General features: G+C 71.3%; 14 protein-coding genes. 10 read left to right on the forward strand and 4 right to left on the reverse strand.

The window, feature by feature from the left end; translation table 11 throughout:
• A partial coding sequence (locus CCL05_RS24900; RefSeq protein ID WP_143589942.1) for a serine/threonine-protein kinase occupies window positions 1-411 on the reverse strand: 411 nt, incomplete at its 3' end.
• Between the two features lie 196 nt (window positions 412-607).
• Here CCL05_RS24900 and CCL05_RS24905 point away from each other — a divergent pair.
• The gene (locus CCL05_RS24905) at window positions 608-1,333 is read left to right on the forward strand and encodes an LPXTG cell wall anchor domain-containing protein (RefSeq protein ID WP_086562718.1); all 726 of its coding nucleotides are present in this window, start codon (window positions 608-610) and stop codon (window positions 1,331-1,333) included.
• Window positions 1,334-1,418: 85 nt separating this feature from the next.
• On the opposite strand, the gene CCL05_RS24910 is transcribed toward CCL05_RS24905, so the two are convergent.
• Window positions 1,419-2,000 (reverse strand): biotin transporter BioY, encoded by a 582-nt coding sequence (locus tag CCL05_RS24910; RefSeq protein ID WP_086562719.1) that lies wholly within the window; start codon window positions 1,998-2,000, stop codon window positions 1,419-1,421.
• A 451-nt stretch (window positions 2,001-2,451) separates the two neighbouring features.
• Here CCL05_RS24910 and CCL05_RS24915 point away from each other — a divergent pair, with 451 nt between their 5' ends.
• From CCL05_RS24915 to CCL05_RS24950, 8 genes are all read left to right on the forward strand, one after another.
• The gene (locus CCL05_RS24915) at window positions 2,452-3,651 is read left to right on the forward strand and encodes an ROK family protein (protein ID WP_086562720.1); all 1,200 of its coding nucleotides are present in this window, start codon (window positions 2,452-2,454) and stop codon (window positions 3,649-3,651) included.
• 231 nt (window positions 3,652-3,882) lie between these two features.
• On the forward strand, window positions 3,883-4,938 hold the full coding sequence (locus CCL05_RS24920; RefSeq protein ID WP_086562721.1) for an ABC transporter substrate-binding protein: 1,056 nt from the start codon (window positions 3,883-3,885) through the stop codon (window positions 4,936-4,938).
• Window positions 4,935-5,819, forward strand: coding sequence for an ABC transporter permease (locus tag CCL05_RS24925; protein ID WP_086562722.1), 885 nt, complete (start codon window positions 4,935-4,937; stop codon window positions 5,817-5,819). Before CCL05_RS24920 ends, CCL05_RS24925 begins: the two co-directional genes overlap by 4 nt.
• On the forward strand, window positions 5,795-6,529 hold the full coding sequence (locus CCL05_RS24930) for an ABC transporter ATP-binding protein (protein ID WP_086562723.1): 735 nt from the start codon (window positions 5,795-5,797) through the stop codon (window positions 6,527-6,529). Before CCL05_RS24925 ends, CCL05_RS24930 begins: the two co-directional genes overlap by 25 nt.
• The gene (locus CCL05_RS24935) at window positions 6,526-7,869 is read left to right on the forward strand and encodes an LLM class flavin-dependent oxidoreductase (protein ID WP_086562724.1); all 1,344 of its coding nucleotides are present in this window, start codon (window positions 6,526-6,528) and stop codon (window positions 7,867-7,869) included. The genes CCL05_RS24930 and CCL05_RS24935 overlap by 4 nt, the downstream gene beginning before the upstream one ends.
• A gap of 22 nt (window positions 7,870-7,891) precedes the next feature.
• A complete protein-coding gene (locus tag CCL05_RS24940) occupies window positions 7,892-8,785 on the forward strand; it encodes a TauD/TfdA dioxygenase family protein (RefSeq protein WP_086562725.1) in 894 nt (297 codons plus the stop codon).
• A gap of 120 nt (window positions 8,786-8,905) precedes the next feature.
• Window positions 8,906-10,285, forward strand: coding sequence for an amino acid permease (locus CCL05_RS24945; protein WP_086562726.1), 1,380 nt, complete (start codon window positions 8,906-8,908; stop codon window positions 10,283-10,285).
• Between the two features lie 132 nt (window positions 10,286-10,417).
• Window positions 10,418-11,065, forward strand: a complete 648-nt coding sequence (locus CCL05_RS24950) for a superoxide dismutase (RefSeq protein ID WP_086562727.1) — start codon at window positions 10,418-10,420, stop codon at window positions 11,063-11,065.
• A gap of 118 nt (window positions 11,066-11,183) precedes the next feature.
• Here the strand turns inward: CCL05_RS24950 and CCL05_RS24955 are convergent, their stop codons facing one another.
• Both CCL05_RS24955 and CCL05_RS24960 read right to left on the reverse strand, forming a co-directional pair.
• Window positions 11,184-11,798: a histidine phosphatase family protein gene (locus tag CCL05_RS24955; RefSeq protein ID WP_086562728.1), complete on the reverse strand. Its 615-nt coding sequence runs from the start codon at window positions 11,796-11,798 to the stop codon at window positions 11,184-11,186.
• The gene (locus tag CCL05_RS24960) at window positions 11,795-13,312 is read right to left on the reverse strand and encodes an FGGY-family carbohydrate kinase (RefSeq protein ID WP_086562729.1); all 1,518 of its coding nucleotides are present in this window, start codon (window positions 13,310-13,312) and stop codon (window positions 11,795-11,797) included. The genes CCL05_RS24955 and CCL05_RS24960 overlap by 4 nt, the downstream gene beginning before the upstream one ends.
• A gap of 156 nt (window positions 13,313-13,468) precedes the next feature.
• Here CCL05_RS24960 and CCL05_RS24965 point away from each other — a divergent pair, with 156 nt between their 5' ends.
• Window positions 13,469-14,890, forward strand: coding sequence for an ABC transporter substrate-binding protein (locus CCL05_RS24965; protein WP_086562730.1), 1,422 nt, complete (start codon window positions 13,469-13,471; stop codon window positions 14,888-14,890).

Genomic DNA, 14,890 nt, shown 5'->3' on the forward strand with positions numbered 1-14,890 from the left:
CACGTTGCCCGGCTTGATGTCCCGGTGCAGTACTCCCCGTGCGTGGACCTGCCGGAGCGCCGCGACGAGGGCGAGTCCGATCCAGGCCGTGTCGCGGGGGCCCAGTGGGCCGGTCTCCGCGAGGATCCGTTCGAGGGAGCGGCCCGCGACCAACTCCATGACGATCCACAGGCGTTCGCCTTCGTCGACCACGTCGTAGACCCGTACGACGTTGGGGTGGTCGATCCGGGCCGTGGCCCTGGCCTCGCGCAGTGTGCGTTCGCGGCGCGTCCTGCTGTCCTCCGCGTCGAGGCCGTCGATACGCATTTCCTTGACGGCGACCTGCCGGTCGAGTATTTCGTCGGCGGCTCGCCACACCCGCCCCATTCCCCCCTGGCCGATACTTTCGACCAGCCGATAGCGCCCCGTCACCAATATCCCTGGAACACCGCCGATGTTCGCATTCCCCGGCAATCCGCTGCACCCCCTCCGCGACGCCGCGACCGATTCCAGTGAAACACAACGGTCACACTTCGTGCCGTACCAGGATAGTGCGGCGAAATCTTGTGGTACCTCTTTCAGTGCTGCGAATTCAGGCGCAGCCCAGGGGGAGGCAGGGGGGCCCAACATGAGTTCTCGTCATACGGCGGCGATCGGGGGATCGCTGGTCATGGCATCTTTCTCGGCGGTGATGATCCTTTCCGGCACGGCCGGCGCGGAGGACGACGGACCGCCGAGCAGCAAAGGGGGGAAGGTGGTCGACGAGACACCGGCCGGGGTGAAGCTCACCACTTCGCTGCCCGGAAAAATCTCGGTCGACAACGGTTCGGAAAAGACGGCGATGACCGCCACGGTGAAGAACGAGGGGAGCAAGGACAGCGGGAAGATCAGGCTGTTGGTCGTCGGATTCGACGGACTTGCCGTCAAGGGCGTCGAGGGATGTTCGACGATACCCGAAAACGGACTTCCGGAGGGTTCGAACAGCGGATTCGCATGCCCGATCGACAATCTCGCGGCCGGTAAGTCGAAGTCGTACGCCGTCGACGCGACGTTCGACCTCGGCAAGACCGGGAAGATCTGTCTGCCCGTGCAGACGGGCGACGGGAAGAAGACGTTCTGGCAGCAGGGCCCGGTGCCGTTCGGCACGAGCAACCCGTCGCCCGACGCCCCGGCCACGCCGCTGCTGCTCGGCACCGACAACGAGCCGGCGGGCCCGGGCCGCAAGGAGCTGCCGAAGACGGGTCCGGCCCGTGATCTGCTGCCGTTGGGCGCGGCCGGTGCGTCGTTGCTCGCGGCGGGCGCGGCCGGGATGTGGTGGGCGCAGCGGCGGCGGCCAGGGGCTCAGGAGGGCTGATTCGGCCCCTGCCGACCGTGTTTGCACCAAGAGGCCCGCCGGGGGCGTGACGCCCCCGGCGGGCCTCTTGGCAACGCCTACGGGTTCAGCGCTTGTTCGCGAACTTCCATGCCGTCGGCAGCGCCCCCATCGCCAGCGCCGCCTTCAGCGCGTCGCCGATCAGGAACGGCGTGAGGCCGGCCGCGATCGCGGCGGTCGCGGACATGCCGGTGGCGAGGGCCAGGTAGGGCACGCCGACGGCGTAGATGATCGCCTCGCCCACCAGCATCGTGCCCGCCATGCGCAGCATCGAGCGGTCGGCGCCGCGGCGGGCCAGGGCGCCCACCACCGTGACGGCGAGGATCATGCCGAGGATGTAGCCGAAGGAGGGGGCGACGCCGGAGGTGCCGCTCGCGAACCACGGCACACCGGCGAGGCCCGCCACGGCGTACAGCGCCAGCGCGAGGAAGCCGCGGCCGGCGCCGAGGGCGGTGCCGACGAGCAGGGCGGCGAAGGTCTGGCCGGTCACCGGCACCGGGGAGCCGGGCACGGGCACGGAGATCTGGGCGGCGAGGCCGGTGAGCGCGGCTCCGCCGAGCACGAGGGCCGCGTCCCGGACTCGGGAGACGGGCAGCAGGTCGGCGAGGACCTGCCCGGTGCGGGCGGGTGTGGCGGCAGCGGTGCTCATGGGGGACTCCGCGGGAGTGAGGGCCGGTCGGGACACCGTGACGCTATCCCAGCGTCCGTACCGCGATCACCGTCTGCGGTCGACAAAGGCGCCAACACGCGGTTGGTTGGCTCCAGACAAAGGGTGCGGCCTACACCGGATACGAGGTGACGCCGGTCACGGTGATGAGGTGGTGCGCGACACCGATACCGGTCGAAGGGCGTCTGTAGGTTTCCCCCAACGGCGCCGGGTCCGCCGTCTCGCCCGTCGGTCACCGTCTGGGCAGCCCCGGGCCGCTTTGCTAGCGTCGCGGACATGGTTGCCCAGGCCCGGTACTTCTCGTCGCGTCGCTACGTCGACCTGCGACGCCAGGGCACGGCCACCTGTCGCCGCCCGGTGTGAGGCGGGGCGGAGGGATCCGGCTCGCCGCACGAGACGGCGCAGTGTCGGACCGGCCTCCAGGAAGATTCCCATGCCCCGTGCCGCGGCTCCCCTTCTGACGTCTCCCATCCCCCGTGTCGCCGACAGCGACCGGCGCCGTACCAGCGCCAGTGTCGTCCTGCGGGCCGTGCTGGAGCACGGGCCGGTCGCGCGCAGCACCATCGCCCGGCTGACCGGCCTGTCGCCGGCGTCGGTGACCGACTACTGTGCCCGGTTCGCCGAGTCGGGGCTCATCCGCGAGTCCGCCGAGCTCCGGCGCTCCAGGGGCGTGGGGCGACCGCATCTGCCGGTCGACCTGGACGAGACCCGGTTCGTGGTCGGCTCCGTGCACGTGGCGGTGCCGCACATCACCGTCGCGCTGCTGGATCTGCGCGGGCGGGTGGTGGCCCGGCGGGAGATGAAGCACGAACGCACCGAGCCCGCGGTGGCGTTGGCGCGGGCCGCCGACGGGCTGGCGGCACTGCTCGCCGGGACTCCCGGCCGCAGGTCCCTGGGCGTCGGGTTCGCCGCGGGCGGCTGGGTGGACCGGGACTCGGGCACCGTCGTCGAGCATCCGCTGCTGGGCTGGCGCGAGGTGCCGGTGCGGGAGGTGCTCGGCGTGCACACCGGGCTGCCGGTTCATGTGGACGGGCACGCGCGGGCGCTGGTCAACGCGGAGCGCCTGTTCGGCGGGGCACGGGGCAGCCGCAGCGTGCTGCACCTGTTCGCGGGCAACGTGGTCGACGCGGCGTTCGCCACCCACGACGAGGTGCACCACGGGCCGCGCTCCCAGGCCGGGGCCATCGCCCATCTGCCCGTGCCGGGCGGCACGGAGCCCTGTGACTGCGGTCGTGTCGGCTGCATCCAGGCGGAGTTGAGCGAGCGGACGCTGTGCCGGCGGGCCCGCGAGGCGGGGATCGTCGACGGGGTGAACCCGATGCACGTGGTCGGCGCCGCCGCGGCCGGTGACCCGGTGGCCGTACGGCTGCTGCTGGAGCGGTCGCGGAGGGTCGGGCGTGCGGTGCGGCTGCTGCTCGATGTGCTCAACCCGGAGCGGGTGGTCGTGACGGAGATCGGCATCATGCACCGGGAGGACTGTCTGACCGCGTTGCGGGAAGAGGTCGAAGCCGATCGCGCCGCGACCGTGTCACCGATCAGTTTTCCGGATTCCGTCCTGGCCGTGGCGGGTGGTGCGGTGGCGCTCGACGTCCTCTACCGGGATCCGCTGGGCATGTCACCTGAGGTCATTTAATTCAGAAACTCGGAATGTTGACAGGAGTCGCGCAGGGCCGGGAACATCCTGTTCATGAGCCCGCTCACGAGCTGTCGCACTCTCTGTTGCTGACCCGTTGACGCGCCCCCGGCGCCCGTTCACGGAGCGCCTTCTCCTTCCCGTGTGAAATTCACGTGAATTCCCCTGCCCGGCCTTTCCTGCCCGGAATTCCGCGTGCTGTGCCGTCTTCCATCCCCAGGGAGTACTCCCATGCCTTCGTCCCCCGTTCCCGGTGTCGACCGGCGACTGTTCCTGACCTCACTGCTCGGCGTGACGGCCGCGGCGGCCGGACTGAGCGGCTGCGCGGACAACAGCGCCGCGGCCGAGACGGCGTCCGACGCCCCTCTGGCCTCCAAGGTTCCCGCGGGTACGAGTCTGCAGATCGCCTCGTACCAGAACGCGCAGCAACTCCAGTTCAAGCTGGCCGGGTTCCGCGACCTGCCGTTCAAGGTGTCCCACTGGCTGAACATCGGCGCGGGCCCCGATGTCATCAACGCTTTCCGCGCGAAGTCGCTGGAGGTCGCCAACAACGCGGGCATTCCGCCGATCCAGGCGCACTACCAGGGCTTTGACGCAAAGATCGTCGCGATCAACATCACCCGCAAGCCGAATTACCTGTTCGCCACGAAGCCCGGCAGCGACATTCGCGAGGTCGGCGACTTCAAGGGCAAGCGGCTGGCCTTCTCCCAGGGGCAGGCGCAGGGGGTCGTGCTGCTGCGGGCGCTGAAGAAGGCCGGGCTGGCGTACGACGACGTGGAGCTGGTGCCGCTGACCAGCAACCAGTTCCTCACCGCCCTGCAGTCCGGGCAGGTGGACATCGCCCCGCTCGGCAACACGCAGGCGCCGGCGTACCTGGCGAAGTACAAGTCCGCCCGGACCATCACCACGGACGTGGTGGACCTGCTCAACCTGCTGTGGGCGCCGGTCTCGGTGCTGAACGACTCCGCGAAGGCCGCCGCGATCGCCGCGTACATCCCGTACTGGGCGAAGGGCCAGGTGTGGACGTACGAGCACCCCGAGGAGTGGAACGAGCAGTTCTACGTCGGGACGCAGAACCTGACCCTGGCTCAGGCGAAGGCGGTCACCGCGCTGGCCAACAAGCCGCTGTTCCCGCCGCGCTGGGACGAGGCGATCGCGTGGGAGCAGGAGACCGCCGATCTGCTCGCGGAGGGCGGCTTCGTGAAGAAGTTCGACGTCTCCGAGCTCTTCGATCACCGGTTCGAGTCCATCGCGGCCAAGGCCGTACCCGCGGAGTACCGGAGGTGACCACCGTGACCACGACCACGCACACGACCGCGACTACGACCACGACCACCGCCGCACCGCTCGCCGGCGCCGCCGCCGAGGAGGACACCCGCCAGGTGCGCAGGCGCCGGCGGCTGGCCCCCGGCAGGCGGCTGCCCGCCACCCGCCTCATCGGGCCCGCCGTCGTCCTCGCCCTGTGGGTCGTCGCCTCCGCGGCCGGACTGCTCGACACGGGCGCGATCCCGGCGCCCTGGACGGTGCTGGAGACGGGCAGCCGCCTGTGGAGCGCGGGCACGCTGCCGGACGACATCCTGACCTCGCTGCAGCGCGCGGCCGCCGGCTTCGCCATCGGCCTGACCGTGGGCATCCTGCTCGCGCTGGCGTCCGGGCTCACCCGGACCGGCGAGGCACTGATCGACGGCACGGTCAACCTCAACCGGGCGATCCCCACCCTGGGTCTGATCCCGCTGTTCATCCTCTGGCTGGGCATCGGCGAGACCTTCAAGATCGCCATCATCGCGATCGTCGTCTACGTCCCGGTCTACCTCAACACGCATGCCGCGCTGTCCGGGATCGACAGCCGGTTCGTCGAACTGGCCGAGGTCCAGGGCCTGTCGAAGTACCGGTTCATCCGGCAGGTCGTCATCCCCGGCGCGCTGCCCGGCTTCTTCGTCGGGCTGCGGCTCGGCGTGACCGGCTCGTGGCTGGGCCTGGTGGTGCTGGAGCAGATCAACGCCACCAGCGGCCTCGGCTACATGATGTTCCAGGCGCAGAACTACGGCCAGACGGACGTCATCCTGGTCGGCCTGGTCGTCTACGGCATCTTCGGCCTCATCTCCGACAGCACGGTCCGCATCGTCGAACGGAGGGTGCTGTCATGGCGCCGCACACTGAGCAGCTGACCCAGCCCGCCGTCCAACTGCGGGGCCTGACCCGGTCGTTCGACGGCCGCACGGTCCTCGACGGCATCGACCTCGATCTGCCCGCCGGGCAGCTCACCGCCCTCCTCGGGCACAGCGGCTCCGGCAAGAGCACGCTGCTGCGGGCGATCGCCGGACTCGACCACGGCGTGACCGGCAGCGGGCAGCTCACCGCCCCCGAGCGGGTGTCGGTGGTCTTCCAGGACTCCCGGCTGCTGCCCTGGCGGCGGGTGCTCGCCAACGTCCTGCTCGGACTCGACGGCAAGGACGCCGAGCGGCGCGGCCGTGAGGCGCTGGAGGAGGTGGGGCTGAAGGGCCGCGAGCGGGCCTGGCCGGGCGAGCTGTCCGGCGGGGAGGCGCAGCGTGCCGCACTGGCCCGCTCGCTCGTCCGCGAACCGGAACTGCTGCTGGCCGACGAGCCGTTCGGGGCGCTCGACGCGCTCACCCGGATCCGGATGCACGGCCTGCTCCGGGAGCTGTGGGAGCGGCACCGCCCCTCCGTGCTGCTGGTCACCCATGACGTGGACGAGGCGATCGTGCTCGCCGACCGGGTGCTCGTCCTCGAGAAGGGCCGGATCGGCCTCGACCTCACCATCGACCGCGCGCACCCGCGGTCGTACCGCGACCCCCTGCTCGGCGAGTACCGGGAGCGGCTGCTGGCCGCGCTCGGTGTCACGGAGGACCATCGATGACCCGCAGACAGCTGCACCTCAACGCGTTCCTGATGACCACCGGCCACCACGAGGCGTCGTGGCGGCTGCCGGAGAGCGACCCGTACGCGCATGTGGACCTGGCGCACTACGTGCGGCTCGCCCGGATCGCCGAGCGCGGCACCTTCGACTCGCTGTTCCTCGCCGACGGCCCGCAGCTGTGGGGCAGTGTGGCCCAGCGGCCCGCGGGGGCGCTGGAGCCGATCACCCTGCTGACCGCCCTGGCCACGGCCACCGAGCACATCGGCCTGATCGCCACGGCCTCCACCTCGTACAACTCGCCGTACAACCTGGCCCGCAAGTTCGCCACCCTGGACCACATCAGCGGCGGCCGGGCGGGCTGGAACATCGTCACCACCGCCGGTGCCGAGGCCGCCCGCAACTTCGGTCTGGACGCCGAGCCGGCGCACGCCGAGCGGTACGCGCGGGCCGCCGAGTTCCTCGACGTGGCGCTGAAGCTGTGGGACAGCTGGGAGGACGACACGATCGTCGCCGACAAGGCGGCGGGCGTGTGGGGCGACGACGCGAAGATCCACCCGCCCCGGCACCAGGGCCGGTACTTCAGCGTCGAGGGTGCGCTCAACGTGCCCCGGACGCCCCAGGGTTACCCGCTGCTCGTGCAGGCCGGCTCCTCCGAGGACGGCAAGCGGTTCGCCGCGCGGTACGCGGAAGCCGTGTTCACCGCCCAGCAGACCGTCGAGGACGCGCGGGCCTTCTACGCCGACCTCAAGTCCCGGACGGTCGCGGCCGGGCGGGACGCCGACCACATCAAGGTGCTGCCGGGCATCGTGCCGGTGATCGGTTCGACGGAGGCCGAGGCGCGGGCGCACGAGCGGGTCCTGGAGGACCACATCGTGCACACGCACGGAGTGGACCGTCTGGAGCGGCTGCTGCACCTGACGCCGGGCACCCTCGATCTGGACGGCCCGCTCCCCGCCGACCTGCCGCCGGAGAGCGCCATCGAGGGCGCCAAGAGCCGCTACACGCTCGTCGTCGAGCTGGCCCGGCGCGAGCGGCTCACCGTGCGGCAGCTGATCGGGCGGCTCGGCGGCGGGCGCGGGCACCTCACCTTCGCCGGGACGCCCGAGCAGGTCGCCGACACGATCGGGCTGTGGTTCGCCTCGGGCGCCGCCGACGGCTTCAACATCATGCCCGCGGTCCTGCCGTCCGGCCTGGAGGCCTTCGTCGAGCACGTCGTCCCCATCCTGCGCGCCCGGGGCCTGCTCCGCACCGAGTACGGCGGCTCACGCCGGACCCTGCGGGAGCGGTACGGCCTCCCCCGCCCCGCCAACCAGCACGTCCTCGCACCGGCACTCGTCTGACCCACCGGAAGGGAACTTCGCCATGAGCATCGAGATCCACAAGGTCACCGCGAACATCGGCGCCCGCATCGAAGGCGTCGACATCACCCGGCCCCTCGACGAGGAGACGTACGGCACTCTGCGTGAGGCGCTCAACGCCCACAAGGCCCTCGTCTTCGACGCGGAGGGGCTGGACGACGCGGGCCAGCAGGCTTTCGCCCGTCACTTCGGCGAGATCACCGCCGCCCATCCGACGGTGTCCTCCGTCGACGGCGCCCCGAACGTCCTGCCCGTCGACAGCGAGGGCGGCCGGGCCGCCAACCACTGGCACACCGACGTCACCTTCGTCCTCAACCCGCCGCAGGCCACCAGCCTGCGCAGCATCACGGTCCCGCCGTACGGCGGCGAGACGCTGATCGCCAGCTCGGCCGCCGCCTACCGGAACCTGCCGGAGTCGCTGCGCAACCTCGCCGACACGCTGTGGGCCGAGCACACCAACGACTACGACTACGCCGTCCCCGACGAGGACGTCGACGACGTGCAGGCCGCCCGGCGCGCCCAGTTCACGTCGATCAAGTACCGCACGGTCCACCCGGTGGTCCGCGTCCATCCGCTGACCGGCGAGCGCGGGCTGTTCATCGGCGGCTTCGCGCAGCGGATCGTGGGCCTGTCGCCGGGCGAGTCCCGCAAGATCCTCGACCTGCTCCAGGCGTACGTCGTGCGGCCGGAGAACGTCCTGCGGCACCGCTGGTCGCCGAACCAGCTCGTCGTGTTCGACAACCGCATCACCCAGCACTACGCCGTCGACAACTACGACGGTCTGCCGCGCCGTCTGCACCGGGTCACGGTCGCGGGAGACATCCCCGTGGGGATCGAGGGTAAGGAGAGCTACGTCATCGAGGGCGACGCCTCGCACTACACGCCGGTCGCCGCGTAGTCACGAAGAGCGACGCGGCCGTCCGGATCGTGGGATGCCTCTCCGTTTCCCGGGGAGGCATCCGAGACTGGCGGCGTTTTTGCCCTCGCACGCCTCTCACGCATTGGACGAGCCGCGCCCATGCCCAGCAGCACCACCACGGAGACGCCCCGCAGGGACGACGTCTCCCTCTCCCACGGCCTGAAGCAGCGCCACCTGTCGATGATCGCCCTCGGCGGGGTGATCGGCGCCGGACTGTTCGTCGGTTCCGGCGCGGGCATCGCCGCCGCCGGTCCGTCGATCGTGGTCGCCTACGCCCTCTCCGGCCTCCTCGTGATGCTGGTGATGCGGATGCTCGGCGAGATGTCGGCCGCGTATCCGTCGTCGGGTTCGTTCTCGGCGCACGCGGAGCGGGCGATCGGCCCCTGGGCCGGATTCACCGCCGGATGGGCGTTCTGGGTGCTGCTGTGCACGGCCGTCGGTCTGGAGGGCATCGGTGCCGCGGAGATCGTGAGCGGCTGGCTGCCGGGCACGCCGGAGTGGGCGTGGGTGGCGCTGTTCATGGTCGTGTTCTGCGGCACGAACCTCGCGGCCGTGAAGAACTTCGGCGAGTTCGAGTTCTGGTTCGCGGCCCTGAAAGTCGGCGCGATCACCCTGTTCCTGGTGCTCGGCGTCCTGGCGATCCTCGGGATCCTGCCGGGCACGGACTCGCCGGGCACGAGCCATCTGTCCGACTTCCTGCCGAACGGCGGCGAGGGCCTGGTCATCGGCCTGCTCGCCTCGGTCTTCGCCTACGGCGGGCTGGAGACGGTCACCATCGCGGCGGCCGAGTCGGAGAACCCCGTCAAGGGCGTGGCGAGCGCGGTCCGGACCGCGATGTGGCGGATCGCGCTGTTCTACGTCGGCTCGATGGCCGTCATCGTCACGCTGGTGCCGTGGGACTCCAAGGAGGTCGTCGAGAAGGGCCCGTACGTGGCCGCTCTCGACGAGCTCGGCATCCCGGGCGCCGGCCAGCTGATGAACGTCGTCGTGCTGGTGGCCCTGCTGTCCGCCATGAACGCCAACATCTACGGCGCCTCGCGCATCGCCTACTCGCTGGTGGGGCGCGGCCAGGGCCCGAAGGTGCTGGGCCGGGTCTCGGGCGGGGTCCCGCGGATCGCCGTTCTCGCGTCCTCCGTCTTCGGTTTCGTGTGCGTGCTGCTGAGCTACTGGCGGCCGAACGACGTCTTCTCCTGGCTGCTGAACATGATCGGCGCGGTGATCCTGGTCGTCTGGATCTTCATCGCGGTCTCGCAACTGCGGCTGCGGCGACGTCTGGAGCGGGAGGCTCCGGAGAAGCTGGTCGTGCGGATGTGGGCGTTCCCGTGGCTGACGTGGGTCGCGCTGGCCGGCATGGCCGCCGTCTTCGTCCTGATGGCCCGCCAGCCCGACACGCGCGTGCAGTTGTACTCGACGGGCGGGATGGTTCTGGTCCTGGCGGCGGTCGGGTACGGCTGGCAGAAGGCGCGCGCCCGGCAGTAGGGAACCCGGCACCCGGGCCCCCGCGACACACGCGGGGGCCTTTTTGTGTGCCCTGGGCACCCGTCCCCCTCTCTTGCTGCTAGCGTGCAGTTGCAAGCCTGTTGCAATAAGAGGTTCGGAGGGTTCCCCGTCATGCCCGTCTACACGCTGCCCGAGCTCCCGTACGACTACTCCGCGCTCGCCCCCGTGATCAGCCCCGAGATCATCGAGCTGCACCACGACAAGCACCACGCGGCCTATGTGAAAGGCGCCAACGACACGCTGGAGCAGCTCGCTCAGGCGCGGGACGAGGAGACGTGGGGAGCCGTCAACGGGCTGGAGAAGAACCTGGCCTTCCATCTGTCCGGGCACATCCTGCACAGCATCTACTGGCAGAACATGACCGGCCCGAAGGACGGCGGCGGTGAGCCGCTGGCGCAGGACGGCGTGGGCGAGCTCGCGGACGCGATCGCCGAGTCGTTCGGGTCGTTCGCGAAGTTCAAGGCGCAGTTGTCCAAGGCGTCGGCGACCACCCAGGGCTCGGGCTGGGGCGTGCTGGCCTACGAGCCGCTGAGCGGGCGGCTGATCGTGGAGCAGGTCTACGACCACCAGGGCAACGTCGGCCAGGGCTCGACCCCGATCCTCGTCTTCGACGCCTGGGAGCACGCCTTCTACCTGCAGTACCGGAACCAGAAGGTCGACTTCATCGAGGCGATGTGGCAGGTCGTCAACTGGCAGGACGTCGCGCGGCGTTACGAGGCCGCCAAGTCCCGCGCGGACGTGCTGCTGCTGACGCCCTGACGGCGGCGTGCCGTCGAGTCGTCCTGCCTCGTGATCGTCTTCTCACCCTTCACGACGGCAGGCGGAGAGAAGGAAGCCCCCGCGAGGACGTGACTCGCGGGGGTTTTCCGCGCTCCCTCTAGGACTCGCACGGCACGTTGAGGGAGAGGAGTGCGGCGGAACCGTCGGGGTTCATGCGCAGTTCGCTGAGCGCCGCGTTCCGCAGGCGCGGGAGCACCCGGCGGTACTCCCCGGCCGGGATCGACAGCAGGGTGCACAGGACCAGGCGCAGCAGGGTGTTGTGGGCGACGACGAGGACGCGTCCGCCGGGGTGGGCGTCGGCGATGCGGCGCAGGGCGGCGGCGCCGCGGGCCGCTGCCGCCGCGGGGTCCTCGGCGCCGGGGAAGGGGTGGGCGACGGGATCGGCGCGGAAGGCCGCGGCCCGGTCGGGGTTCTCGGCCTCGAACTCGGCGAGCGTACGGCCCTCCACGACTCCGAAGTCGCATTCGGCGAGGCCGGGTTCGCGCCGCGGGACGAGACCCAGGGCACGGCAGGCGGGCTCGGCGGTGGCGACGGCCCGGGAGAGCGGGGACGTCCAGATCGCGTCGACGGGGTGGGCGGCGGCCCAGCGGCCGAGGGCCTCGGCCTGGGCGCGGCCGGTGTCGGTGAGGCCGATGTCGCTGACGCCGGCGTACCGGTTCTCGGCGTGCCAGACGGTCTGTCCGTGGCGGGCCAGCAGGAGCGTGGTGGTCATGACTCCCCAGTGTCCAGGTGCAGACGGGTCAGGGCGTGTTCCGCTACGGGGGCGGGCAGCCAGCCTCGCTCCCGCAGCGCGTGGACGAGGCGGGCGTACGGCTCGGCGAGGGCCGCCGTGCGGTCGGGGCGGGGTTCCAGGACGGTCCGGACGCGGACCATGCGCTCGGTGACGTCCGCGAGCGCGCCCGCCCCCGACGCCCCGTACGCGGCCAGCGCGGCCATGCCCAGGGCCGGTTCGGTCTGCTCGGGGACGCGGGCCGGGCGGGCCAGGATGTCGGCGCGGAGCTGGTTCCAGTAGCGGCTGCGCGCGCCGCCGCCGGTGAAGGTGAGCGGGCCGTCGAGCGGGGCGCCGAGGTGGTGCAGATAGTCCAGGCACAGGCGTTCCGCGAAGCCGACGCCCTGGAGCAGCGCGGCCCACAGGCCGGCGTCGCCCTCGGGTTCGCCCAGGACCAGGGCGGTCGCGTCCGGCGCCCGGAACGGGAACCGCTCCCCCGGCGAGACCAGCGGGTAGGCGACCGCCCGGGACGGCTCGAACGCCGCCGCCCGTGCGTCCATCGCGGCGGGATCGGCGTCCGGGAAGTGCGCCGCGAGCACTCCGGCGCCGACGCTGGACGCCCCGCCGGGCAGCCAGGTGCCGTCGGGGGCGCGGTGGTTGTAGACCACGCCGGCGGGATCCCGGACCGGGTCCCGGGCCGCTCCCTTCAGCACGAGGGTCGTGCCGAGCACCGAGTTCCAGGAGCCGGGGCGCAGCGCGCCCGAGGCGATCTGGGCCGCGCAGCCGTCCGTCATCCCGGCGAGCACCGGGGTGCCGGCGGGGATGCCGGTGGCGTCGGCGGCGTCCGGGCGGACCTCGCCGAGGCGGGTGCCCGGTCGTACGACGTCGGGCAACAGGATCTCGGGGAGACCGAGTTGGGCCAGAGCGGCCTCCGGCCAGGCCTCCGCGTGCAGGTCGTAGCCGGTCTTGAGGGCGTGGCTGGAGTCCGCCGGGGGCGGTTCGCCGGTGAGGCGGGCGATGACCAGGTCGGGCTGGTGGGCGAGGCGGAGCCGCGGGGCGGGTGTCCGCCCGCCGGCCCCGGCCGCCCGGCCGGCACCCGCCCCGCCGCCGTACTCCCCCAGCAGCCACAACGCCTTCGGAAGCGCCCAGGTGTCCTGGACCGCGAGCCCCGCCCTGCGGGCCCGCCCGGCCTCCGCCGTCGCGCGGCCGTCGTCGTACATCAGCGCGGGGCTCACCGGGCGGCCGGAGCCGTCCGTCAGCAGGACCGTGCCGGACGTGCCGCACACCGCGAGGCCGCCGACCGGCACGCCGGGCGCGGAGCCGAGCGCCGCCCGGGACGCCGTGCACAGCGCCGACCACCACTGCTCCGGGTCCTGCTCGTGCCGCACCCCGTCCCGCCGGCCGGTCAGCGGGGCCGAGCCGCTGCCGAGGACCCGGCCGGAGGCGGTGACGAGCAGCACGCGGACGCTCTGTGTGCCCAGGTCGATGCCCAGCCAGCCCGCACCCTCGTCCGCCATCCGGAACCTCCCACGATGTCGCAGCCGGATCTGTGAACTTCTCACTGTGCCCCGATATTTTCCCGTGCGCGAGGGATTGACGCCCAACTTCAGCCGTTCCACCCTCTGTTAGCGAGTCGACTCGACGTGTTAACCAGCCCCCACGTGGAGGTACGGATGGACACGCACGTGCACGACCGGCGGCGCTTCCTCGCGCTCGCCGCCGGGGCTGCCGCGGCCCCGCTGCTCACGGCCTGCGGCGCCGGCTTCGGCGGGGACGACAGCAAGAGCGACGGTTCCGCCGCGGACGACGTCACCGGCTCCTTCGACTGGAAACGGGAGAAGGGCACCACCGTCAAGGCCCTGCTCAACAAGCACCCGTACACGGACGCGCTGATCGCCGACCTGAAGTCCTTCACCGCGAAGACCGGCATCAAGGTCGAGTACGACGTCTTCCCGGAGGACAACTACTTCGACAAGCTCACCGTGGACCTGTCCAGCGGGCGTGCCTCCTACGACGTCTTCATGCTCGGCGCGTACATGGTGTGGCAGTACGGTCCGCCGGGCTGGCTGGAGGACCTCGGGCCCTGGATGCGCAACTCCTCCGCGACGGGTGCCGAGTGGGACCAGGCGGACTTCTTCCCGAACCTGCTCCAGGCCGACCAGTGGTCGCTGAAGGCGGGCGCGCCGCTGGGGCAAGGCGGGCAGTACGCGCTGCCGTGGGGCTGGGAGACGAACGTCGTCGCCTACAACACGGAGGTCTTCAAGAAGCTGGGCCTGAAGCCGGCCGAGACCTTCGAGGAGCTGACCGAACTCGCCGACGGCATCAAGCAGAGGGCACCGGGCGCGGGCTTCGACGGGATGTACGGGATCGCCGTACGCGGGTCCAGGAGCTGGGCCACCATCCATCCCGGCTTCATGACAATGTACGCCCGCAACGGGCTGACGGACTTCAGGGTCGACGGCGGGAAGCTCACCCCCGTCATGAACAGCTCCGACGCCGTCGCCTTCACCGAGGACTGGGCCGACATGGTCAAGCGGGGCGGGCCGCCGTCCTGGACGTCGTACACCTGGTACCAGTGCTCCAGCGACCTCGGCGCGAAGAAGGCCGGGATGCTGTTCGACGCCGACACGGCCGCCTACTTCCAGGCGGTGAAGGGCGCCAGCCCGGCCTCCGGGAAGATCGCCTTCCACCCCGGCCCGAAGGGGCCCGACGGGTCCCTGGCCACCAACATGTGGATCTGGTCGCTCGGCATGAACGCCAAGAGCAGGAAGAAGAGCGCCAGTTGGCTGTTCCTGCAGTGGGCGACCGGCAAGGAGCACCTGCGCAAGAGCGCGATCACGCACAACCACATCGACCCGGTGCGCAAGTCGGTGGCCGGCGACGCCGCGTACAAGGACAAGATGCGGCATCTGCCGGGCTTCCTGGAGACCTTCGAGACGGTCGTCGACCAGACGAGGATCCAGTTCACCCCGCAGGCGCAGTTCTTCGACGCGACGACCAGCTGGGCCGCCGCCCTCCAGGAGATCTACGGCGGCAAGGACGCGCAGTCCGTCCTGGACGGGCTGGCGGACGACCTCGCCGACAAGGTGCGTTAG

The organism is Streptomyces africanus (assembly GCF_002150735.1).
Classification (GTDB): Bacteria; Actinomycetota; Actinomycetes; order Streptomycetales; family Streptomycetaceae; genus Streptomyces; species Streptomyces africanus.